At 73.6% G+C, this 22,842-nt stretch carries 21 protein-coding genes; 12 read left to right on the forward strand and 9 right to left on the reverse strand.

Features of this window, described 5'->3' with window-relative positions; all coding sequences use genetic code 11:
• Positions 1-308: 308 nt before the first annotated feature.
• Entirely contained in the window at positions 309-2,177 is a 1,869-nt protein-coding gene (locus tag ACWGKU_RS13320) for a regulator (RefSeq protein ID WP_452178370.1), read from the reverse strand.
• Positions 2,178-2,545: 368 nt separating this feature from the next.
• On the opposite strand from ACWGKU_RS13320, the gene ACWGKU_RS13325 reads away from it, so the two are divergent.
• From ACWGKU_RS13325 to ACWGKU_RS13355, 7 genes are all read left to right on the forward strand, one after another.
• Positions 2,546-3,307, forward strand: coding sequence for a 3-hydroxybutyrate dehydrogenase (locus ACWGKU_RS13325; RefSeq protein ID WP_401055666.1), 762 nt, complete (start codon positions 2,546-2,548; stop codon positions 3,305-3,307).
• A 153-nt stretch (positions 3,308-3,460) separates the two neighbouring features.
• Positions 3,461-4,861 carry an MFS transporter gene (locus tag ACWGKU_RS13330; RefSeq protein ID WP_452178369.1) on the forward strand — a complete coding sequence of 467 codons (1,401 nt, stop codon included), beginning with the start codon at positions 3,461-3,463 and terminating at the stop codon, positions 4,859-4,861.
• A gap of 67 nt (positions 4,862-4,928) precedes the next feature.
• A complete protein-coding gene (locus tag ACWGKU_RS13335; protein ID WP_452178368.1) occupies positions 4,929-6,839 on the forward strand; it encodes a helix-turn-helix domain-containing protein in 1,911 nt (636 codons plus the stop codon).
• A gap of 261 nt (positions 6,840-7,100) precedes the next feature.
• Positions 7,101-7,871, forward strand: a complete 771-nt coding sequence (lipB, locus tag ACWGKU_RS13340; RefSeq protein ID WP_401054495.1) for a lipoyl(octanoyl) transferase LipB — start codon at positions 7,101-7,103, stop codon at positions 7,869-7,871.
• A gap of 177 nt (positions 7,872-8,048) precedes the next feature.
• The gene (lipA, locus tag ACWGKU_RS13345) at positions 8,049-9,002 is read left to right on the forward strand and encodes a lipoyl synthase (protein WP_452178367.1); all 954 of its coding nucleotides are present in this window, start codon (positions 8,049-8,051) and stop codon (positions 9,000-9,002) included.
• 211 nt (positions 9,003-9,213) lie between these two features.
• Positions 9,214-9,408: a hypothetical protein gene (locus ACWGKU_RS13350; protein ID WP_359896994.1), complete on the forward strand. Its 195-nt coding sequence runs from the start codon at positions 9,214-9,216 to the stop codon at positions 9,406-9,408.
• 192 nt (positions 9,409-9,600) lie between these two features.
• On the forward strand, positions 9,601-10,299 hold the full coding sequence (locus ACWGKU_RS13355; RefSeq protein WP_401054496.1) for a DUF4191 domain-containing protein: 699 nt from the start codon (positions 9,601-9,603) through the stop codon (positions 10,297-10,299).
• A gap of 140 nt (positions 10,300-10,439) precedes the next feature.
• Here the strand turns inward: ACWGKU_RS13355 and ACWGKU_RS13360 are convergent, their stop codons facing one another.
• On the reverse strand, positions 10,440-10,907 hold the full coding sequence (locus tag ACWGKU_RS13360) for an RDD family protein (protein ID WP_401055512.1): 468 nt from the start codon (positions 10,905-10,907) through the stop codon (positions 10,440-10,442).
• Positions 10,908-11,181: 274 nt separating this feature from the next.
• On the opposite strand from ACWGKU_RS13360, the gene glnA reads away from it, so the two are divergent.
• Complete coding sequence (gene glnA / locus ACWGKU_RS13365; protein WP_359896989.1) at positions 11,182-12,594, forward strand: type I glutamate--ammonia ligase; 1,413 nt, start codon at positions 11,182-11,184, stop codon at positions 12,592-12,594.
• Between the two features lie 99 nt (positions 12,595-12,693).
• Here the strand turns inward: glnA and ACWGKU_RS13370 are convergent, their stop codons facing one another.
• The 3 genes from ACWGKU_RS13370 to ACWGKU_RS13380 are packed head-to-tail and all read right to left on the reverse strand — an operon-like array spanning position 12,694 to position 16,057.
• The gene (locus tag ACWGKU_RS13370) at positions 12,694-13,959 is read right to left on the reverse strand and encodes an acyltransferase family protein (protein WP_452178366.1); all 1,266 of its coding nucleotides are present in this window, start codon (positions 13,957-13,959) and stop codon (positions 12,694-12,696) included.
• 54 nt (positions 13,960-14,013) lie between these two features.
• On the reverse strand, positions 14,014-14,646 hold the full coding sequence (locus tag ACWGKU_RS13375) for a phosphatase PAP2 family protein (RefSeq protein WP_401054590.1): 633 nt from the start codon (positions 14,644-14,646) through the stop codon (positions 14,014-14,016).
• Positions 14,639-16,057, reverse strand: coding sequence for a diacylglycerol/lipid kinase family protein (locus tag ACWGKU_RS13380; RefSeq protein ID WP_452178373.1), 1,419 nt, complete (start codon positions 16,055-16,057; stop codon positions 14,639-14,641). The genes ACWGKU_RS13375 and ACWGKU_RS13380 overlap by 8 nt, the downstream gene beginning before the upstream one ends.
• A gap of 201 nt (positions 16,058-16,258) precedes the next feature.
• Between ACWGKU_RS13380 and ACWGKU_RS13385 the strand changes: the two genes are divergently transcribed.
• Entirely contained in the window at positions 16,259-16,882 is a 624-nt protein-coding gene (locus ACWGKU_RS13385; protein ID WP_380540287.1) for a 3'-5' exonuclease, read from the forward strand.
• Here ACWGKU_RS13385 and ACWGKU_RS13390 read toward each other — a convergent pair.
• Positions 16,863-17,960, reverse strand: coding sequence for a PP2C family protein-serine/threonine phosphatase (locus tag ACWGKU_RS13390; RefSeq protein WP_359896975.1), 1,098 nt, complete (start codon positions 17,958-17,960; stop codon positions 16,863-16,865). The genes ACWGKU_RS13385 and ACWGKU_RS13390 overlap by 20 nt on opposite strands.
• A 168-nt stretch (positions 17,961-18,128) precedes the next feature.
• Positions 18,129-19,370: a cytochrome P450 gene (locus ACWGKU_RS13395; protein WP_452178365.1), complete on the reverse strand. Its 1,242-nt coding sequence runs from the start codon at positions 19,368-19,370 to the stop codon at positions 18,129-18,131.
• A 132-nt stretch (positions 19,371-19,502) separates the two neighbouring features.
• Here ACWGKU_RS13395 and ACWGKU_RS13400 point away from each other — a divergent pair, with 132 nt between their 5' ends.
• Positions 19,503-19,859: an arsenate reductase family protein gene (locus tag ACWGKU_RS13400; protein WP_401053451.1), complete on the forward strand. Its 357-nt coding sequence runs from the start codon at positions 19,503-19,505 to the stop codon at positions 19,857-19,859.
• Positions 19,860-19,883: 24 nt separating this feature from the next.
• Here ACWGKU_RS13400 and ACWGKU_RS13405 read toward each other — a convergent pair whose 3' ends face one another.
• The gene (locus ACWGKU_RS13405; protein ID WP_359896970.1) at positions 19,884-20,354 is read right to left on the reverse strand and encodes a pyridoxamine 5'-phosphate oxidase family protein; all 471 of its coding nucleotides are present in this window, start codon (positions 20,352-20,354) and stop codon (positions 19,884-19,886) included.
• A 179-nt stretch (positions 20,355-20,533) separates the two neighbouring features.
• Here ACWGKU_RS13405 and ACWGKU_RS13410 point away from each other — a divergent pair, with 179 nt between their 5' ends.
• A complete protein-coding gene (locus ACWGKU_RS13410) occupies positions 20,534-21,082 on the forward strand; it encodes a DUF1697 domain-containing protein (protein WP_401053453.1) in 549 nt (182 codons plus the stop codon).
• 181 nt (positions 21,083-21,263) lie between these two features.
• The gene (locus tag ACWGKU_RS13415; protein WP_452178364.1) at positions 21,264-21,827 is read left to right on the forward strand and encodes an FHA domain-containing protein; all 564 of its coding nucleotides are present in this window, start codon (positions 21,264-21,266) and stop codon (positions 21,825-21,827) included.
• Between the two features lie 26 nt (positions 21,828-21,853).
• On the opposite strand, the gene ACWGKU_RS13420 is transcribed toward ACWGKU_RS13415, so the two are convergent.
• Positions 21,854-22,816, reverse strand: a complete 963-nt coding sequence (locus ACWGKU_RS13420) for a DUF1152 domain-containing protein (protein WP_452178363.1) — start codon at positions 22,814-22,816, stop codon at positions 21,854-21,856.
• Positions 22,817-22,842: the final 26 nt, after the last annotated feature.

Below are 22,842 nucleotides of genomic sequence, written 5' to 3' on the forward strand. Positions count from 1 at the left end.
CGTCCTCGCCCGCACCCACACCCGCGCCCGCCCCCGCCCCCGCCCGCCCCCCGGCCATGGCGCGGGCAGGGCGAGCGCCAGCGGCAGCCTCCACGGCCCCGGCGGGCGTCGCGGCGCCCTGCCGGAACGGCGGGCACCGCGTGGCCGGTGCCCGTGTTCCTGCCGCCGTTCCCGGCCGTTCCCGGCCGTCCGCGGGCCGCTCCGCGCCGGTGACGGCCGCCGCGGAACGGCCGGAGGTCCGGGCCGGGGCCGCTGGGCCCGGATCTCCGTGCGCCGGGTGCGTGGGGCGGGCCCCACCCGTCCTTCGGTCAGATCACCCCCGCCTGCCGGGCCGTCTCCTCGAAGGCGCGGGCCACCGGGCTGCCGCGGTAGGGGGTGAGGCGGCGGTGGAAGTCCCGGACGTACTCCAGCGAGCGGGCCGAGCGCATCTCCCCCGCCGCCCGCAGCGCGTCGGTGGCCATGGTGCAGGCCTCGTCGAGGTCCCCCATGCCGAGCCGGGCGGTGGCCAGCACCAGACGGCAGAAGATCCGGCTGCGGGCGTAGGCGGGCGAACGCAGCCGCAGCGACTTCTCGGCGTGCTGCGCGGCCGTCCGCCACTGCTGGAGGTCGCGGTAGCAGTGGGCGAACTCGTCGGAGAGCTGGGCCTCGTCGAAGTACCGCGCCCAGGAGGGCAGTTCGTCGCCCGTCCGGGCCGCCGCCAGGGAGCGCTCGGCGCGCACCAGGGCGGTGGTGCAGGACCGGACGTCACCCAGCAGCCCGTGCCCGCGCGCCTCGGCGGCGTGCATCAGCGACTGGACGACCGGCGGCACGGCGGTGCCCACGCCCTGCTGGGCGACCCGGGCGAGCTGGACCGCCTCCCGGCCGTGGCCCAGGTGGACGGCCTGCTGGCTCATCGTCACCAGCACGTAGCCGCCGAGCGCGCGGTCCCCGGCGGCCTGGGAGAGGCGCAGCGCCTGGACGAAGTAGCGCTGGGCGAGGCCGTGCGCGGCGATGTCGAAGGACGTCCAGCCGGCCAGCCTGGTGAGGTCGGCGACCGCGCCGAACAGGGCCCGGCCGATCTGTTCCCCGTAGCGGCCGCGCAGCATCGGCTCGGCCTCGCTCTCCAGGTAGCGGACCAGCGCCTGGCGGGCGTGGCCGCCGCCGTAGGCGTGGTCGAGCGCGCGGAAGAGGTCGCCGACGGCGCGGATGGCGGCGATGTCGCCGCGGCCGACCCGCAGGGTGGGGCGGGACTCGCGGGCCGGGTCGGTGTACGGCGGTTCGACGGCGACCGGCGGCCGGCGGCTCTGGATCGGCACCCGGCCGATGGTGGGGGCGGTGCCGGTGGTCCCGGCCGTGCTGCGGGCGGTGGGGGCCCCGGGGACGCCGGGGGCGGGGCCGCGCGCCGGGCTTCCGGGGGACGCGCCGGGCGCGCCCGGCGCCGGGGCGCCGGTGATGGCCGCGGAGGTGGCGCTGCCGGACGGCGGGCCGGCGGCGGCGTCCGAGCGGGTCAGGGTGGAGCCGTCCCGGGCGACCCGCTCGTCGGTGCGGCCGATCAGCCAGTCCCGGCTGGGGACGACCAGGCCGGCCGGGGTGAAGGCGATCCGGCGCAGCTCGGACTGCGGGCCGTTGTCCTTGCGCCACATGCTCGCCACGATGTCCACCGCCTCCTGCGGCGTCTCGGCGAACTCCAGGCCGGCGTAGACCGGGGCGCAGGCGTCCAGGCCGAGGTCCTGGGCGGTGAGGCGGCGGCCGAGGCGGCGGGTGAAGACCTCGGCGATCAGCGCCGGGGTGGCCCCGCGCGGCTGCTGGCCGCGCAGCCAGCGGGTGACCGAGGTCTTGTCGTAGCGCAGGTCCAGGCCGTGCTCCAGGCCGAGCTGGTCGACCCGGCGGGCGAGGCCCGCGTGCGAGAAGCCGGCCTCCTCGATCAGCGCCGCGAGCTGGCCGTTCTGCGGGGCCGGGCCGGAGTGGCCGGGGCCGCGGGGAGGGCCGGGCACGGGCGCGGCGGGGTTCTCGTGCCGGTCGGGTGTGGCCTGCACCGGCAGCCGCCGGTCGTCGGCGTCCGGGGCGTCGGCGGTCAGCGTGTCGGCAGTCAGGGCGTCGGGGGCGTCCGGAAGGGTCCGGCCGACCGTCCCTCGGTGCTGGCCGAGCGGGTCGAGCGGTCCGTACGCCGGGCTGTCGGTTGCAGGCCGTTGGGGCATGTCTGTCAACACCTCTCGGACGTCGCACCGGGCCTCACCAGCACTTCGGCGGCCCGGGGCGGCGCCCCCTGTCGGGAATCGGCGTGAATGTAGCGAGCATTCGGGCGCTATGGGTGGATCTGACCGAGCAATCCACCGAACGGGTGAAGCAACCGCGCCCATTGTGGGGAAGCGGGGCCCTCTCGGGTTTGGTCGTCCGGGGTCGAACCACCGGCCGTTCCGGGGGCTTCCCCGAGGGCCTCTCCGAGGGTCGATCCGCCGTTCGGACCCCGCTCCGGTGTCATGGCGAACGACACCACAGCTCAGCGGACTGCTGTGGCGTTCCGCCACATGGGAGCGGGGCCGCCGGATTCCTACCGTTCTCGGCCATGGACACCTCTACTGCCCGCCCGCTCGCCGGCCGCACGGCCATGGTCACCGGGGCCGCCTCGGGCATCGGCCGGGCCTGCGCCGAGGCCTTCGCCGAGGCCGGCGCCCGGGTCTACGTCGTCGACCTCGCGGCCGGCCCGGCCGAGGAACTCGCCGAGCGGATCGGCGGCCGCGCGATCGTCGCCGACCTCGCCGACCCCGGGGCCGTGGACGCCCTGCCGGACGACGCCGACATCGTCGTCAACAACGCCGGCCTCCAACACGTCGCGCCCGTGCACGAGTTCCCGCCCGACCGCTTCACGCTCATCCAGCGCGTCATGGTCGAGGCCCCGTTCCGCATCCTGCGCCGCACCCTGCCCCACATGTACGAGCAGGAGTGGGGCCGGGTCGTCAACGTCTCCTCCGTCCACGGCCTGCGCGCCAGCGCCTTCAAGTCCGCGTACGTCACCGCGAAGCACGCGCTGGAGGGCCTCAGCAAGACCGTCGCCCTGGAGGGCGCGCCGTACGGCGTCACCAGCAACTGCATCAACCCGGGCTACGTCCGGACTCCCCTGGTGGAGAAGCAGATCGCCGCCCAGGCGCTCGCCCACGGCATCCCCGAGGACGAGGTGGTCGAGCGGATCATGCTCGACCGCACCGCCGTGAAGCGCCTCATCGAACCCGAGGAGGTCGCCCAACTCGCCCTCTGGCTCTGCTCCCCCACCGCCTCCTACATCACCGGCGCCAGCCTCCCCGTCGACGGCGGCTGGACCGCCCACTGAGCGGGGAGCGCCCGGCGATCAGGCCTCCCCTCTCATAGGGCAGGAAGGCACATTCGACCCCGGGACTGTGTGGGCCGTCCACATAGTCCCGGGGTCGGGTGCTTCCTACCTTGTGGCGACATCGTCTCCCCCCTGGTTCTGGAAGTGGTGGCCATGAGCACCTCCGCACGAGGTACGGCGGCGAGCAGTTCACTCCCGAGAGTGGTGGCTGCGAGCCTGATCGGCACGACCATCGAGTGGTACGACTACTTCTTGTACGGAACGGCGGCGGCGCTGGTGTTCGGGAAGCTGTTCTTCCCGCACAGCGATCCGCTGACCGGGACGCTGCTGTCCTTCCTGACCTACGCGATCGGGTTCGCGGCACGGCCGCTCGGGGCGCTGGTGTTCGGTCACTTCGGGGACCGGGTGGGACGGAAGAAGCTGCTGGTGGTGAGCCTGCTGCTGATGGGCGGGTCGACCACGGCGATCGGGCTGCTGCCGACGTACGACTCGATCGGGGTCGCGGCGCCGGTGCTGCTGACGGTGCTGCGGCTGGTGCAGGGCTTCGCGCTCGGCGGCGAGTGGGGTGGCGCCGTGCTGCTGGTGTCGGAGCACGGGGACCAGCGGCGGCGGGGGTTCTGGGCGTCCTGGCCGCAGGGCGGGGCGCCGGCCGGGAACCTGCTGGCGGCCGGGGTGCTGTCGCTGATGACGGCGGTGCAGTCGGACGCGGCGTTCCTGGCGTGGGGCTGGCGGGTGCCGTTCCTGCTGTCGGCTGTGCTGGTCGTGGTCGGGATGTGGATCCGGCTCGCGGTGGACGAGTCGCCGCTGTTCAAGGAGGCGCTGGCGGCGCAGCACAAGCGCCAGGAGGAGCGGAGCACGGCCGAACGGCTGCCGCTGGTGGAGGTGTTGCGCGACCACTGGCGGGAGGTGCTGGTGGCCATGGGCGCGCGGATGGCGGAGAACATCTCCTACTACGTGATGACCACGTTCGTGCTCACCTACGCCGTCACCCACGCCCACTTCTCCAAGCAGACCGCGCTGAACGCCGTCCTGATCGCCTCCGCGATCCAGTTCACGCTGATCCCGCTGTTCGGCGCGCTGTCCGACCGGGTCGGGCGCAGGCCGGTGTACCTGGTGGGCGCGGTCGGGGTGGGCGCCTGGGCCTTCGTGTTCTTCGGGATGGTCGACACGAAGTCCTTCGGCTCGCTGGTCACCGCCGTGACCGTCGGCCTGGTCTTCCACAGCGCCATGTACGCGCCCCAGGCGGCCTTCTTCTCCGAGCTGTTCGCGACCCGGATGCGGTACTCGGGCGCCTCGATCGGCGCCCAGTTCTCCTCGGTGGCGGCCGGCGCCCCGGCGCCGCTGATCGCCACCGCGCTGCTCAAGGACTACGGCAGCTCCACGCCCATCGCGGTGTACGTCGCCATCGCGGCGGCGATCACCGTGCTGGCGGTGCTGTGCGGCCGGGAGACCAGGGGTCAGGACCTCATGGACGTCGAGGGACGGGACAACCGGGACGGCCGGGACGGCCGGGAGCCGGACGCCGCATCGGCCGAAAAGCCCGCCGTCGCCTGAGGAGCGAGCCGATACGATCACGGTTTCTCGGAACCGACGGAACCGACGCCGATTGGCAGCACGCACCATGAACCACCCTCACGAAAGCGCCGCGCCCGCGCTGCGGCGGCTGCTCGACCTGCTCGCCTCCGGAGCCGCCACCGAGGACTTCGCCGACGTGCTGGCCGACGCCCGCCGCCGCGGGGCGCCGGCCGCCGTCCTCGCCGAGATCGACGACGCCACCTGGCAGGCCCTGCGCGTCCACCGCACCCTGCGTCAACACCGGCGGCGCGAAGCCGAGTTGACAGCCCTGTTCGACACCGCCGGGGACCTCGCCGCCTCCCGGGACCTGGACACCGTGCTCCAGGCGATCGTCCGCCGGGCCCGGATGCTGCTCGGCACCGACACCGCGTACCTGACCCTGCCGGACGAGGGCGCCGGCGACACCTACATGCGGGTCACCGACGGCTCGGTCTCCGTCCTGTTCCAGACCCTGCGGCTCAGCCTCGGCGACGGCCTGGGCGGGCTGGTCGCCCAGACCGCCCGCCCGTACGCCACCCCCGACTACCGCACCGACGAACGCTTCCACCACACCGGCACGATCGACGCCGGTGTGCTGGACGAGGGCCTGGTGGCGATCATCGGGGTGCCGCTGCTGCTCGGCGGTCAGGTCATCGGTGTCCTCTTCGCCGCCGACCGCACGCCGCGCGCCTTCTCCCCCGACGAGGTCGCGCTGCTCTGCTCGCTGGCCGCGCACGCCGCGATCGCCCTGGACACCGCCAAGTCACTGGCCGACACCCGGGCCGCGCTCGCCGAGCTGAACGCCGCCAACGAGCTGGTCCGGGCCCACTCCTCCGCCGTGCAGCGCGCCGAGCAGGCGCACGACCGGCTCACCGACCTGGTGCTGCGCGGCGCCGAGGTGCCGGACGTCGCCGCCGCCGTGGCCGCCCTGCTGGGCGGGGAGATAGCGGTCCTGGACGCCGAGGGCGAACCGCTGGCCGGACGCTCCGCACCCGCCGCCGAACTGGCCGAGGCGGTCGCCGCCTCCCGCGCCGAGGGCCGGTCCGTACGGCACGGCGAGCAGTGGGTCTGCGCGGTGCTGGCCGGACACGACGCGCTCGGCACCATGGTGCTGCGTGGCCGGCCCGACCTCGACGACGCCGACCGGCGGCTGTTCGAGCGGGCCAGCGTGGTCACCGCGCTGCTCCTGCTGCTGCGCCGCTCGGTCGCCGAGACCGAGAACCGGGTCCGCGGCGAACTGCTCACCGACCTGCTGACCGCCCCCGAACGGGACCCGGGCGGGCTCACCGCGCGCGGCCGCCGGCTCGGCGTCGACCTCGCCCGGCCGCACCTCGTGCTGGTCGCGGAGCCCGCCGACGGGAAGGCCGACGACCGGGCACGGCTGGCCGGTGCGGCCCGGCGCTACCTGTTCGGCTCCCGGGGCGTCAGCGCCGAGCACGCCGAGACGGTGGTACTGCTGGCGCCCGTCGAGAGCGGCAGCACCGACGACCCCGAGGAGACCGCCCGGCAGGCCGCCGAACGGCTGGCCCGGCTGGCCGGGTTCCCGGTCACCGTCGGCGCCGGCCGGCCGGCCGCCGGGCCGTCCGCGCTGGCCGCGTCCTACGGCGAGGGCGTGCGCTGCCTCCGGGCGCTGCGGGTGCTCGGCCGCGCCGGGGAGGGCGCCTCGGCCCGGGCGCTCGGCTTCCTCGGCGTGCTGCTCGGCGACGGCCACGACGTGGACGGCTTCGTCGGCTCGACGCTCGGCCCGCTCCTGGCGTACGACGCCCGGCGCGGCACCGAGCTGGTCCGCACCCTGCGCACCTACTTCGACTGCGGCGGCAGCCTGACCCGGGCCAAGGATGAGCTGCACGTCCACGTGAACACCGTGGTCCAGCGGCTGGACCGGGTCGAGGCGCTGCTCGGACGGGACTGGAACCAGCCGGAGCGGTCGCTGGAGCTCCAGCTCGCGCTGCGGCTGCAGCTGCTCGCGGGCGGCTGAGCCCGAACAGGCCGACGGCTCGCCCGGGGAGGGCTGCCGCTCCCGGGCCGGGCTGCCGCTCCCGGGCCGGGCTGCCGCCCCCGGGCCGGACCGCTGCCCGGGGGCGGGGCAACTGACCCCGGCAGGACGGCCGGACCCGGCAGGACCGCTGCTCATGGGCGGCCGAGGGGGTTCGACCGGGCTGGGCGTACAGTGGCGAGGTTGGTCTCGAACGCCCGGCAAGGAGCGGCAACGGTGAGCGAGAACGTGCGTTTTGTTCGCATGGGCATAGGTGAGCGCACCGTGCCCTACCAGGAGGCCTGGGAGGAGCAGCAGCGGCTGCACGCGCTGCGGGTCGCGGACGAGATCCCCGACACCGTGCTGCTCCTGGAGCACCAGTCGGTGTACACCATGGGCAAGCGCACCAACCCCGCCGACCTGCCGCTGGACGGCACCCCGGTGGTCGAGGTCAACCGGGGCGGCGAGATCACCTGGCACGGCCCCGGCCAGCTGGTCGGCTACCCGATCGTCAAGCTGCCCGACCCGATCGACGTCATCGCCTACGTCCGCCGGCTGGAGGAGGCGCTGATCCGCACCGCCGGCGAGTTCGGCATCGGGTCCACCCGGGTCGAGGGCCGCAGCGGCGTCTGGGTGCTGGGCGAGTCCATCCCGGACGCCGTGGTGGATCCGGCGCAGGTGGTGGACATCGGCAGGCTGACCCTGCGGATGGGCCTGCCGCTGGGCATCGACCCGCGCCTGGCCGGCCCCGAGTACGCGCCCTCCAACGCCGGCCAGCGCGGTGACGACCGCAAGCTCGCCGCGATCGGCGTGCGGGTCGCCCGCGGGGTGACCATGCACGGCTTCGCGCTCAACTGCGACCCGGACATGACCTGGTTCGACAAGATCGTGCCGTGCGGCATCAGGGACGCGGGCGTCGCCTCGCTCACCGGCGAGCTGCAGCGCGGACTGTCCGCCGCCGAGGCCGCGCCGGTGGTCGAACGGCACCTGGCGGACGTCCTCGCCGAGCTGCCGGAACCGGTCCTCGGCCACTGACCCGCCCGGCAGCGCCGACGCACCTTCCGCCGACGGCCGCCGAAACTGCCGGCGGCCGCTGGGAATCTACCGACCGGTAGCCATGTTGCCCTGCGATTGCAGGGCGGCAGGCCCGGCGAAGGCCGTACAACCACAGGCGTACCCTGGGGGTACCCCGTCTAGTTCTAGGAGTCGCACGTGTCCGCTGTCGCGCCCGACGGCAGGAAGCTGCTCCGCCTGGAGGTCCGCAACAGCGAGACCCCCATCGAGCGGAAGCCCGAGTGGATCAAGACCCGCGCGAAGATGGGCCCGGAGTACAACGCCCTCCAGTCGCTGGTGAAGAAGGAGGGGCTGCACACGGTCTGCCAGGAGGCCGGCTGCCCCAACATCTTCGAGTGCTGGGAGGACCGCGAGGCGACCTTCCTCATCGGCGGTGACCAGTGCACCCGCCGCTGCGACTTCTGCCAGATCGACACCGGCAAGCCCGCCGAGTTCGACCGCGACGAGCCGCGCCGGGTCGCCGAGTCCATCGTCACGATGGACCTCAACTACGCCACCATCACCGGCGTCGCCCGTGACGACCTGGAGGACGGCGGCGCCTGGCTGTACGCCGAGACCGTGCGCCAGGTGCACGCGATGACCGCCGCCCGCGCGGCCGGCCGCACCGGCGTCGAGCTGCTCATCCCCGACTTCAACGCGGTGCCCGAGCAGCTGGCCGAGGTCTTCTCCTCCCGCCCCGAGGTGCTCGCGCACAACGTCGAGACGGTGCCGCGGATCTTCAAGCGGATCCGCCCGGCGTTCCGCTACGAGCGCTCGCTGGACGTCATCACCCAGGCGCGTGCGGCCGGACTGGTGACCAAGTCCAACCTGATCCTGGGCATGGGCGAGACCCGCGAGGAGGTCAGCCAGGCGCTGGCCGACCTGGTCGGCGCCGGCTGCGAGCTGATCACCATCACCCAGTACCTGCGCCCCTCGCTGCGCCACCACCCGGTCGAGCGCTGGGTGAAGCCGCAGGAGTTCGTCGAGCTCCAGGAGGAGGCCGAGGAGCTGGGCTTCGCCGGCGTCATGTCGGGCCCGCTGGTGCGTTCGTCGTACCGGGCCGGCCGGCTGTACCGGCAGGCGCTGGAGCGGCGCGCGCAGGCCGCGGTCTGATCGCGGTCCGATCACGCGTGTGACGGCGGTCCGACGGCGGCCTCCCGGTCCACCGATCGGTTCGAGCCACGGGAAGGGCGGAGCTTCGGCTCCGCCCTTCCGGTTTTCACCACGCTTTGACTGGCTGGTCACGGGCTGGTAACACGGGGTGGGGACTCTGGACGCCTGGTGAGCGTTCGATTCTTCTCAGCCACGAGAGGAGCTGTTCGGCATGCGGGTTCAGATGCGGATCCGGTCGGTGGGGGTGGCGCTGCGGTTCGCCGAGAGCGTCCTGCTCGCTCCCGGCCAGCGGCACGCCCGCCGCAACGCGTGGGCGGCGGTGTGCGAGAACCGCCGGTACGCGGCGGACCGCCGGCACGACGACGCGGCGGCCCGGACGGCACAGCCGCGGCCGGTCCGGCGGTAGTGCTCCGGCGCTGACGCATCGGCGTCGGCGGTAGTGCTCCGGCGGTAACGCATCGGCGTCGCCATCGGCGATAACGCTTCGACGTCACAGGGCCCCCCGGCGTCGCTCTGTGCGACGGCGTACGGGCACACGGGTCACGGTTGGGGCGAACGGGTACCCGGGCTTGGATATCCCGTACCCGTGCCACGTACCATGAGCGTTATGGCGAGGGAAACATCCGAGAACCCCGGGCGACTGAAGCAGATCCGTCTGGCGTACACCATGACCAAGAAGGTCGACACCAAGATCGGCCTGATCATCGCCGGCGTCGGCCTGCTGACCTTCGGCGTGTTCCTCGCCATCGGCTTCGCGATCGAGCATCCCGTCTACCTGGGCATCCTGGGCTTCATCGTGGCCGTGCTGGCCATGGCGATCGTCTTCGGGCGCCGGGCCGAGCGGGCCGCGTTCGGTCAGATGGAGGGGCAGCCGGGGGCAGTCGCCGCGGTGCTGAACAACATCCGGCGCGGCTGGAGCTCCAACAGCACCCCGGTGGCGGTCACCCGTAACCAGGACGCGGTCTACCGCGCCGTGGGCCGGGCCGGCATCGCGCTGATCGGCGAGGGCAACCCGAACCGGGTCCGCCAGCTGCTGGCCTCCGAGAAGAAGAAGATGGCCCGCGTGGTCGGCGACGTGCCGGTGCACGACATCGTGGTGGGCAACGGCGAGGACGAGATCCCGCTGAAGAAGCTCCAGATCCACCTGATGCGCCTGCCCCGCGCCATCACCGCCGCCCAGGTCACCGAGACCAACGACCGCCTGCGCGCGCTGGGCGACCTGCTCTCCAAGGCGCCGATCCCCAAGGGTCCGATGCCGAAGGGCGCCCGGATGCCCAAGGGCGGCCAGGCCCGCTGATCCTCCCCCGCCCCTGACGACACGAGAACGGCCCCGCCGCGGAAGCTCCGCGGCGGGGCCGTTCCGACGTTCGTACGGCGTCGGGGGTGCATCCTGGCCTCGACCAGGGCCGGGGCCGGAGGCCGGATCCCGGCCGGAGGCTAGATCCGGACCTCGACGGTGCCGACCGCCTTGTCGTGCAGGCCGCGGGTGTCGCGGTCCCAGACCAGCGGCGGCACCACCAGGCAGAGCAGCAGGGTGCGCAGCAGGACCTGCGGGATGGTCGCGCGGCTGCCGTCCAGCCGGACCACCCGCAGGCCGAACAGCCGCTTGCCGACCGTCGTGCCGGTGGTGGCCAGCAGCAGGGCCGCGACCAGGAAGAACAGCGGGCTGGTCCACAGGTTGGCCTCGGCCTGGTCGCCTCGGGCGATCAGCCCGTACGAGATCAGGGCGACCAGCCAGCCGTCCACGAACAGGGCGCCGATCCGGCGGCCGGGGCCGGCGATCGAGCCGGGGCCCTCCTTGGGCAGCCCGAGGCGCTCGCCGCGGTGGCCGAAGTCGGCGCCCATCTTCTCGGCGGCCGCCCGGGGGCCGTCGATCCACGATCCCAACGCTTCTCTGGTGTCCACGAATCCACACTAACCGGGCTGACGGCGTACGCCGCCACCGGCTCCCCTCCGGTCGGGGCATCACCCCCGACCGGGTGAATCGTCGTTCCGGCGCTTTCCAAGTGGTCCAGACCACTTGCGGGAGGACGCCCAGTCGGGCAGGGTGATTTGTACCGTCCCGTACGTCTTTGCCAGCCGCCCGGCAGCCGTGGTTAACATCTAGGAAACGAGCGGGTCACCGAATGGAAACGACCCATTCCTATGGTGAGCCCAATTCGCACGCCGAGGAGGATGGATGTTCAACAACGCCGCCGAAGTGAAGCAGTTCATCCAGGACAACGACGTGAAGTTCGTCGACGTCCGCTTCTGTGACCTGCCGGGCGTCCTGCAGCACTTCTCCGTACCTGCGGCGACCTTCGACCCGTCCGAGATCCTGATGTTCGACGGCTCGTCGATCCGCGGCTTCCAGGCCATCCACGAGTCCGACATGGCCCTGGTGCCGGACCTCGCCACGGCCCGCCTCGACCCCTTCCGGGCCGAGAAGCACCTCAACATCAACTTCTTCATCCAGGACCCGGTCACCGGCGAGGCGTACAGCCGCGACCCGCGCAACGTCGCCAGGAAGGCCGAGGCCTACCTCGCCTCCTCCGGCATCGCCGACACCGCGTTCTTCGGGCCCGAGGCCGAGTTCTACGTCTTCGACTCGGTCCGCTTCGACACCAGCGCCAACGCGTCCTTCTACCACATCGACTCGGAGGCCGGCGCCTGGAACAGCGGCGCCGCCGAGGGCGACGTACGCGGCTACAAGGTCAAGTACAAGGGCGGGTACTTCCCCGTCCCGCCGGTCGACCACTTCGCCGACCTGCGCGCCGAGATGTCGCTGGAGCTCGCCAAGGCCGGACTGGAGGTCGAGCGCCAGCACCACGAGGTCGGCACGGCCGGCCAGGCCGAGATCAACTACAAGTTCAACACCCTGCTGCACGCCGCCGACGACCTGATGCTGTTCAAGTACATCATCAAGAACGTCGCCTGGCGGAACGGCAAGACCGCCACCTTCATGCCGAAGCCGATCTTCGGCGACAACGGCTCGGGCATGCACGTCCACCAGTCGCTGTGGAGCGAGGGCACCCCGCTCTTCTACGACGAGCAGGGCTACGCCGGGCTCTCCGACACCGCCCGCTACTACATCGGCGGGCTGCTGCGGCACGCCCCCTCGCTGCTGGCCTTCACCAACCCCTCGGTGAACTCCTACCACCGCCTGGTGCCGGGCTTCGAGGCGCCGGTCAACCTGGTCTACTCGCAGCGCAACCGCTCCGCCGCGATCCGCATCCCGATCACCGGCTCCAACGCCAAGGCCAAGCGCATCGAGTTCCGCGCGCCGGACCCGGCCTCCAACCCCTACCTGGCCTTCGCCGCCATGCTGATGGCCGGCCTCGACGGCATCCGCAACAAGATCGAGCCGCTGGAGCCGGTCGACAAGGACCTCTACGAGCTGGCCCCCGAGGAGCACGCCAACGTCCCCCAGGTGCCCTCCTCCCTCCCCGCCGTCCTGGAGGCCCTGGAAGCCGACCACGAGTACCTCCTCGCCGGCAACGTCTTCACCCCGGACCTCATCGAGACCTGGATCGACTACAAGCGCACCAACGAGATCGCCCCGATCGCCCTCCGCCCCCACCCGCACGAGTTCGAGCTCTACTACGACCTGTAGAGGGCTGCGGGGCTGACAGCACGCGCCGGGCGGGCGGTCCGACGGAGGTCGGGCCGGCCGCCCGGTGCGTACTGCTTTCAGCCGCGGGGGTGGGGTGGGTCAGTAGGAGTCGGGGGTGTGCCGCTGCGGCGGGCGGGTGTCCCTGGGGGTGAAGGCGGTGGCCCAGGGGGTGGTGACGGTTTCCAGGGCACCGGGGGCCCGGGTCGGCGGTGGGGCGGGCTGCGGGGGGAGGGGTTCGGCGGCGCGGAGCTCGTCGATGCTCCTGGTCATGCCGGTCTTGAGGCGGGGCGTCAGGGGCTTCTCGATGAGGCGGTGGGCCAGCCAGGAGGCGACGAGCATGCCGGCGGTGACGACGGCGACCGCCGTCCAGGGCTTGACGTCGCGCTCGTGGAGGGCGCGCAGGGCGGTCCAGCCCATGGTCTCGTGGAGGAGGTAGAGGGGGTAGGTGAGGGCGCCGGCGAAGGTGAGCCAGCGCCACTGGATCCGGGAGCCCCAGCCCAGGGCGACCACGATCATGACGAGGTAGGAGAGGCTGGTCAGCAGGACGGCGGGCCAGGTCGGCAGGTCGACGCGGCCGAGGTAGGGGTTCACGTCCTTCTGGTGCTGGATGGTGTAGAGCACCGAGAGGATCCAGCTGATGCCGACGATGCCGAAGAGCATGAGGTTGGGACCGTACCGGTGGACCAGGTAGAGCGCGAGGCCGGCGACGAAGAACGAGGAGACCTGCGACATCGCGAAGAAGTCGAGCACCGGCCACTTGGTGCTCGCCGCGACGATGCCGGCGACCGTCCAGATCGAGCAGAAGGCCACGATCCGCCGGTAGGTCACGCCCCGCCAGACCACGATGGCGAACAGCAGGTAGAAGCGCAGCTCGATCCAGAGCGTCCAGTAGACGGCGTCGACGTCCTTGATGCCCAGGCCCTCCTGGAACATCGTCAGGTTGGCGAGCACCTGCTCCGAGGGGAGCGGCTGGCGCACGAGCGGCCACACCGTGACGACCGCGGTGGTGAGCAGGACGGCGAACCAGTACGCGGGGTAGAGCCGGATGACCCGGGAGCGGACGAAGTCGCCCACCGGGCGGCCCCAGCTGCTCATGCAGATCACGAAGCCGCTGATCACGAAGAACAGGCAGATGCCGGTCCACAGATAGGCGCCGAGAAAGGAGGCGCGGTGGAACACCTGATCGACCGGCTTGCCCCAGGCACTGTCCTCGGGCTTGGTACCGCCGCCGTAGCCGACGTAGTGGTGGAAGACCACCATCAGCGCGGCCAGGATGCGCAATCCGTCCAGGACCGCGAGTCGGCCGCCCTTGGCGGACTTGCGGCGGCCCGAGGAACCTGATCGTTGCCGGGGGAAAATGCTCACGGCAGAAGATAGCGCACACACGTTCAATTGCCCGGTGCAGGCCCGGAGGCCCGCTCACTCGGGGAGGCTCGGCGGCACGGTCCGGACGACGGCCAGGGACGCCACGGCGGCCGCGAAGCCGAGCAGCGCGCCCGCCGCGACATCCCCCGGGTAGTGCACGCCGGTGTGGACCCGGGAGTAGCCGACCGCGGTCGCCAGCGCGCCGAGCGGCAGCGCCAGCGGTGGCAGCAGCACGCCGACGGCAGTGGCGAAGGCCGTCGCCGAGGCCGTGTGCCCGGACGGGAAGGAGGCCGACTCCGGCATCGCCACCTGCCGGCCGACGGTCACCCTCGCCAGCTCCCGGTCGGGCCGGGGGCGGTGGACCAGCTGTTTGCCGACCAGGTTCGCCGCCACCGAGGCCAGCGCCACCGCGCCGACCCCGGCCACCGCCGCCTGTCGGGGGCGGCCGGGCCGCAGAGCGAGCAGGGCGGAGACGGCCAACGAGATCTTCGAGTGGTCGGCGGCCCTGGAGAGCCGGCGCAGCGCGGAGTCGAGCGTCGGGGTGGAGGTGGCGGCGACGGCCGCGTAGACGGCTCCGTCGAGCGCCCGCAGGTCGGTGAGTACGGACGGCGGTACGGACGGCGATGCGGGAGGCGGGACGGGCGGTGGGACGGGAGGGGTGGCGTCGTGGTCCGGGTGGTCAGTCACGGGTCGGCCCCTCCGCAGTCGGGTCGGAGCTGTGGTCGGAGCTGTGACCGGAGCCGGAACCGGAGCTGTCGCCGGTGCCGGGGTCGGAGCGGCCGAACGCGAGGGCGGCCAGCCGGCGCCAGTTCACGGACGGCACGGGGGCGGGGACGCCGGGGCGGTCGCGCGGCACCAGGACCCGCAGGGCCCGCGGGCGCAGCGTGCACACGACCGGGACGGGCATCCGCAGCGTCTCGCCGTCGACCGCCACCGGGATCTCGTCCTCCTCCGCGGTCACCTCCACCCGCCGTGCGGTCAGCGCGGTCAGCCCGGTGGACTGCGTGCCGCGTACGGCCAGGTCGGCGGCCTGGGCCGCACCCTCCACCCGGATGCCGAGGACACCGAGGAGGCCGCTGTCGATCCGGGGTCGGCGGCCGCCGATGCCGAGGTCGTCGGTCGAGCCGTACGGGTTGTTGCTGACCAGCAGCGCCTGCTGGGCGGTGAGCACGGTGGCGTCGGCCCTCACGTCGACCCGCCGTACGCCCTCGCCGACCAGCAGGTCCGGCAGCAGGCTGAGCGCGGTGCCGGCCTTGGCGTCGCGGTACTCGGGGCGCTCCACGACGTCGGCGTACACCCCGAAGGAGACGGTGTTGACGAAGGCCCGGCCCGCGACCTCGCCGAGGTCGACCCGCAGTTCCTCGCCGTCGGTCAGCGCGTCCAGGCAGCGGGAGGGGTCGTCGCGGTCGAGGCCGAGGTCCATGGCGAAGTGGTTGCGGGTGCCGGCGGAGATCACCAGGAACGGCAGGCCGTGCTCGGCGGCGACGGCCGCGACCAGCGCCTGGGTGCCGTCGCCGCCCGCCACGCCGAGCAGGTCCGCGCCCTCGGCCACGGCCGTGCGGGCCAGCTCGGCGACGTCGGCGGGGGCGGCGGGGTCGAGCAGGACCACCCGGGCGCCGAATCCCTCCGCCCGCTCGACGAGCCCGAAGCGGCCGACCTTCCCGCCGCCGGACTTCGGGTTCATGATCAGGACCGGTCGCAGCGGCCGGGTCGCGGCACGCCCGCGCATCGGCGGCTCCGGACGGGCCCGGCGCAGCGCGGCACGGGCGAGGGCCAGCGCGATGCCCCAGACCAGGACGAGGAGCAGGGCCGTCAGCCACAGCCGGTGGTGGGCGAAGAACACCAGCACCGCGACCGGCGCCGCGATCGCGACGAGCAGCCCGAACAGCCGGACCGCGCCCCGGTAGGCCAGGAACCACCAGACGCCGGCGGCCCAGACGACCAGTCCGAGCAGCCCGGCCGCGAGCACCAGCAGCCCGCCCTCCCCCAGCGCGAACAGCAGCACCCCGACGGCCCCCGCGACCGTCAGCAGGGCGCAGCGGGCGAGCAGCGTCGCGCCCGCTCCCCCGGCGTGGTCCGCCGTCCGTGTCCTGTCGATCTCGTCCTCCCGTGCCGCGCGCCAGGGCGTGTCCGCCCCGGGCCCGGTCGGGCCCGGTCGTTGCCAGCAGCCTGCGCACTCCCGCGCCCGGGGGCATCCCGGCGGGCCCGTCCGGGTGACCGGGGCGACGGGCGGCGAACAGCGGGCGACGGGAAGGACGAGGGCGGGAAAAGCGGTTGCCGGGCCGAGTTGGATGGGGCCATGGGACACAGGGAGAAGGTCACCCCGACGGTGTACGTGTCGGTGGACGTGGAGTCGGACGGGCCGATCCCGGGGCCGTACTCGATGCTGAGCTTCGGGGCCGTGGTGGCCGGCCGGCACGACGGGGAGGGGTTCCGGCGGCCGCCGGCGGGGGCGGCGGCGTTCTACCGGGAGCTGCGGCCGATCAGCGCGGAGTACGTCCCGGAGGCGCTGGCGGTGTCGGGGCTGGACCGGGCGGCGCTGCAGGCGGACGGGGCCGATCCGGCGGCGGCGATGCGGGAGTTCGGCCGCTGGGTGGAGGGGGTGCGGCGCGGGCCGGGCGGGCAGCGGTACCGGCCGGTGATGGTGGGCTACCCGGCGGTGTACGACTGGCAGTTCCTCTACTGGTACCTGGTGCGGTTCACCGGCTCCAGCCCGTTCGGCCACTCCGGCTGCCTGGATCTGAAGACGCTGTACGCGGCGCGGGCCGGGGTGCCGTTCGCCGGGATCGGCAAGCGGTCGATGCCGCCGGAGCTGCTGCCGGACCTCCCTCATACACACCACGCCCTGGACGACGCCCGGGAGCAGGCGGAGCTGTTCGCGAACCTCTGGGAGTGGTCCGGGCCTACGGGACGTCCGGAGTGAGGGCGAGGACGGCGAGGTCGTCGGCGAGCAGGCCGGCGTACCGGTGGACGTCCTGGGCCAGGAAGGAGACCACCCGGTCGGGGGCGGTGGTGCCGAGGGCGGCGAGGCGGGGGGCCAGCGGGTAGAAGGCGCCGGCGGTGTCGCGGGCCTCGCTGACGCCGTCGGTGTAGAGCAGGACGGTGTGGCCCGGGGGCAGCGCCACGGCGACCGCCTTGCTGCGCTCGTCGGCGGGGCCGAGGTGGCCGAGGCCGAGCGGGAGCTCGTCGGCGCAGGACACCGGGGTGATGCCGCCCCCGCCGAGGAGCAGCGGGGTGGTGTGACCGCGGTTGACGATCTCCACGCAGTCCGAGCCGGGCCGGTACTGGAGCAGGACGGCGGTGACGAACAGCTCGTCGTCGCCGCGGTCGGCGGCGTCGCGCAGCACCGCGCGGTCCAGCTGGTCGGCGAGTTCGACCAGCCCGGGGGTGTCGTACGCGGCCGCCCGGAACGCGCCGAGGACGTCGGCGACGGTGCGGACCGCGCCCAGGCCCTTGCCCCGGACGTCGCCGAGCAGCACCCGCACGCCGAAGCGGGTGTCGCAGACCTCGTACAGGTCGCCGCCGACCAGCACGTCGGCCTGGGCCGGGCGGTAGAGGCCGGCCACCCGCAGCCCGCCGGCCCGCTCGGGCACCGGACGCAGCACCGTGCGCTGCAGGGTCTCGGCGACCGTACGGGCCTGGAGCAGGTTGCGGTTCTGCCGGGTGCGCTGCCAGGACAGCGCGGTGCCCATGACGCCGGAGAGCAGGGTGGCGATGTAGACCCAGACGTGGTGCTGCTCGTTGACGTGGTCCGCGCGCAGCGCCAGGCCGAGCTGGAGCGCCAGGGAGCCGGCCGTCGTGACGGCGGTCAGCACCGGGCCGTAGCTGAAGGCGGCCACCACGGGCAGTGCGGTGAGCAGGAAGCCGGCGGCGACGGCGTCCGGGACGACGGCCTCGGCGACCAGGTCCAGCACCAGCAGGAGCACCGGCAGCCAGGGCACCCAGCGCGGAACCCTGGGCTCCAGCGCCGCGGGGCGCGGCGGGCGGGGTGCTGTGCGCACGGTGGGACCTCCTGGCAGGTGGCCGTTCCGGGTGATCGGTCCGGATTGGCCGCTTTCGTCCCTCCATGCTCTCCCACGAACGGCCCAGCCACGAACGGCCGAACGTCCCGGTCCCCGGGGCCGGAGGAGCCAAATCCCCGGCCCCGGGGACCGCGCGTCACCCGACGGTCACCGGACGGTCACCGGCAGGGTCTCGTAGCCGCGCAGCACCAGGCGGTCGCGCCGGGTCGGGACGCCGCCCGGGGCGAGCCGGGGGAACCGGTCGAGCAGGGCGGGCACCGCGACCTCGGCCTCCAGCCGGGCCAGCTGGGAACCCAGGCAGAAGTGGGTGCCGCCGCCGAAGCTGAGCGGCTGGCTGTCGGTCCGGGTCGGGTCGAACACCTCGGGGTGCTCGTACCGGGCGGGGTCGTGGTTGGCCGAGCCGATCAGCAGGGTCACCGCGTGGCCGGGCGGGATCGGCAGGCCCTCGACACTCAGGCCCTTCTCCAGCGCGACCCGGCCGGTGGCCTGCACCGGGGAGTCGAAGCGCAGCACCTCGTCGGTGAACCCGGCCGGGGTGATCGCGCCGCTGCGCAGCCCGGCGGCCGCCTCGGGGTGGCGGAACAGCAGGGCCAGGCCGTTGCCGAGCAGGTTGGTGGTGGTCTCGAAGCCGGCCACCAGCAGCAGCACCAGGTTGGCCAGCAGCTCCTCGGCGGAGAGCCGCTCGTCGTCCGCGGCGGCGATCCGGGCCAGGTCGGTGACCAGGTCGTCCTGCGGCCGGGCCAGTCGCTCGGCGGCCAGCTCGGTGAAGTAGCGGGCCAGCTCGTCGGCGGCCTCGTCGGCGGCGGCCAGCTCGTCCAGGTCCTGGATGATCTCCAGCGCGACGGTCAGGTCGGAGGCGAGGTCGCGGAAGCGGTAGCGGTCCTGTTCGGGGACGCCGAGCAGCTCGCAGATCACCCCGACCGGCAGCCGGAAGGCGAAGGCGTCCATGAAGTCCACCGGCGAGCCGTCGGCGCCCTGCTCGGCCATGCCGTCCAGCAGCCGGTCGACCGCCGTCTCCACGGCCGGGCGCAGCGCGGCGACCCGGCGGGCGGTGAACACCGAGGCGATCAGCGAGCGGACCCGGGGCTGGTCGGGGGCGTTGCGCTGGAGGATCGAGCGGCCGAACAGGGCCAGCGAGGAGTGCACGGCGTACTCGGGGGCCAGTCCGGCCATCATCTCGGCGGTCGCCACCCCGAAGGCGGGCGTGCGCAGCACCTTGTTGACCGCCGCGTAGCCGCTCACCACGAACATGCCGTCCCCGGCCGGGACCACCGGGCCCAGCTCGCGGGCCCTGGCGTACAGCGGGTACGGATCGGTCCTGACCTCCGTGGTCATCAGCTGTTCGATGATCGCCGCGCCGTCCATCCGGTGCTCCCCTCCCGAGATCACGCTTCCTGTCCGGTCAACCGCCGTCGGGCGCGGCGGAGTTCCCGTACCCACCGGAATCGCGCGGCGGGGCGGGGCGGGCCGATGCGCGCGGCGGGGCGGGGCGGGCGCGGACGGCTCGGTAGGGTGACCGGCATGGAGATCTGGATCAACCCGCGGTGCGGCAAGTGCCGGGCCGCACTCGGCGAGCTGGACGGCGCCGGAGTCGAGTACACCGTGCGGCGCTACCTGGAGCAGCCGCCCACCGCGGCCGAGCTGGTACAGGTGCTGGAGCGTCTGGGCCTGGAGCCGTGGGACATCACCCGCACCGACGAGCAGGTCGCGAAGGACCTGGGGATGAAGGGCTGGCCCCGGGAGGCGGGTGAGCGCGACCGCTGGATCGCGGCGATGGCCGAGCACCCGATCCTGATCCAGCGCCCGATCATCACCGCGGACGACGGGCACGCCGTCGTGGCCCGCACCCCCGAGGCCCTCAAGTCCGTCCTGCCGTAGGGGCCTTGCGGCCGGATCGGCCGGTCAGTGGACCTGGATCCGCTCCACCGGCCGACCCGGGTGCCAGTTGTGCACGAGCAGGTGGTCGCCCTCCACGGAGGTGTGCACCACCTGGTCGAGCTCCAGCCGGAACGCGTGGAACGGGCCGGGCGGCGCCTCGGGCAGATCGGCGGCGAAGGCGGCGAGTTCGGTCTCGTCGGTGACCTCCACCGCCCTGCCGGAGACCTTGGAGTCCCCGCCGGCCATGGTCTCGTCCCCCGGGTGCGCGTGCAGTGCGAAGCGGGCGTCGCGCTGGAGGTCACGCGCCTTGACCGCGCCGTACATCGACCCGATCCACAGGTCGGCGCCGACGAACTCGACCTCCGTGCCGCTCACCCGGGGCGATCCGTCCTTGCGCAGCGTCGCCATGACGTGGTGCTTGTTCGCCTCGAACCGGGCCCGGACCAGGGGCGCCAGATCGGGGGCCTCGTGCTCGAAATCCTGCCAGGTAGCCATGGCGCCAGTCTGGCACCCGGCACCGACGGCCGCCGTGCGCGGACGACCGGACGGGCGGGGGCCGGGACGCGAAAGCGGGCGGGGCAGGACGGCGGACGCGAAGGCGGGCGGCCGGGCGGGGCGGTCCCGCGGAGCAGGGGCGCCGGGCCGCTGTCAGTGGCCGGTGCCACACTGACCGGGTGACCACCACGACCACGTACATCGCCTTCCTGCGGGCCGTCAACGTCGGCGGCCGGACGGTGCGGATGGAGCCGCTGCGGGCGCTGTTCACCGAGCTCGGCCTGGGGAACGTCCGCTCCTACATCCAGAGCGGCAACGTCTTCTTCACCACCGACGAGCCGGACCGCGCGGCGCTGACCGCGCGGATCGAGGAGCACCTGGAGCAGGCGCTCGGGTACCCGGTGCCGGCGCTGCTGCGGACGGTGGACGAGGTGGCCGGCCTGCTCGCCGCCGAGCCCTTCCGGGGCGTCGAGGTGACGCCGGACGTCCGGCTGGTCGTCGCCTTCCTCTCCGAGCCGCTGCCGGGCGAATTCACCTTCCCATACCGCTCGCCGAAGGGCGACGTCGAGGTGCTCGGTGCCGACCCGGGGGCCGCGTACGTGGTGATCCACCTCCGGGACGGCAAGTGGGTCACCAAGGACATGTTCGGCAGGGCCTACCGGGGCACGGTCACCTCCCGGTTCCTGCACACCACGGAGAAGATCCTGGCCGCCGCCCGCAAGGCCTGACGGCCCGTACGGCGCCCCGGAACGGGCCGGGCGGCACGGCCGGAGCACCCCGCCCGGGCGGCCCGGAACACGCGGAACCGCCCGGCCGGAAAGGGCGTCTGGACTGCCGTGACGTACGAACCCCGCGCCCGTGCACGGCGTGATCTGGACAGCCCGAGTCGGCCGCGCCGACAATTTGGCCATGACGACTCCTGAGCTCCCCACCGGCGCGGCCGGTCCGACCGGCGCGGTCCGACCCTCCGACGCCGAGCGGGACCAGGCGCTCGGGGTGCTGCGGGACGGCGCGGGCAGCGGGCGGCTCTCGCACGACACCTTCCTCGGCCGGATGGACATCGTCCTGCAGGCCACCAGCCGCGGCGAGTTGGACGCGGCGGTGGCCGGGCTGCCCACCGGCGGGCCGGTCGAGCGCTTCGTGCTGCGCACGGTCGGGCGGGCGTCCGCCTTCGGCGACCGGCTGGGCCGGGCCTGGCGCACCGAGCGGCTGCCGGGGCTGAGCCTGCCGCTGGCCGGGGCCGGGCAGTTGACGATCGGCCGGATCCCCGGTTCGGGACTGCGGCTGCACGACGCCTCGGTGTCCCGGCGCCACGCCGAACTGCGGCACGAGCAGGGCGGCTGGGTGCTGTACGACCTCGGCTCGACCAACGGCACCCATGTGAACGGGCGCCGGATAGCGGGCGGCGTACGGGTCGGCCCGGGCGACCAGGTGCGGTTCGGGAACCTGGAGTTCCGGCTCGCCGCGTTCTGATCGGCGTTCCGCGCCCGCGCTCCGGATCAGTGCGGGAACTGCCGGGGCGGCCGCCGGCGGGGCAGCTCGTCCTGGAACTCGGCGATCACGGTGGCGATCTGGCGGGTCAGCACGGTGTGCTCCAGCCGGTCCAGGTACCGGTTCCCGGCGGCCAGCGTCTCGACCGTGACGCCGAAGTAGAGCGTCATCAGCGGATTGACGAAGAGCTGCTCGTCCTTGGTGCGCTCGGTGAAGCGGACGTCGCCGAACTCGCCGCGCAGCGCCGCCGCCACCGAGCCGTTGACGATGCTGGGGTGGTCCGGGAAGGCGGCCCTGGCGTGCTCGACGGCGTCCAGGTAGAGCACGCCCTCCCGGCTGTCGCGCGGGATGGAGAAGGCGCCGAGGTAGCCGCCGGCCCGGTCGATCGCGGCGAGGTTCTCCAGCACCAGGGAGTGGTTGACGCCGTGGTAGGCGTCGATACCGAAGCCGAGGCAGGCGACCAGCCGCTCGGGCACCTCGGACAGGCCGGCCACCGCGCCCAGGCTCGCCATGTCCTCCTCGGGGGTGCCGAGTCCGGCCTCGTCGCCGCGCATCAGGATGTCGGTGCCGCCGTCGACCAGCAGGATCGCGTCCACGCCCAGGCGGGCGACCAGCGCGCGGTAGGCCTCGCGCAGCGGCTGCACGCCCACCGTCGGGAAGGCCCACACGGTGTCGGGCATGCGGTGCCGGTTCAGCCAGCGGGCCAGGGTGCGCTCCGGGAAGTAGCCCTCGGGGGCGGCGGTGTCCGGCCCGATCCGGGCCACGTCGGGCTCCGCCCAGACGTCGAGGGGCAGGCCGTAGAGGTGGGTGAAGGAGAGGTTGGCCAGGTGCACCTCCTTGCCCGCGGCCCGCAGGGCGAGGGCGATCGGCAGCCCCGCGTACACGTCGAAGCCGCCGCCGGCTCCGGCGATCAGGATGCGCTCGGCGGCCAGCAGCCGGGCGATCAGCGGTGGTTGCAGCAGAGAAGTCACCGGCGGACGGTAGCAGGGCGGTATCG

The sequence above is a fragment of the Kitasatospora sp. NPDC054768 genome (assembly GCF_053612025.1).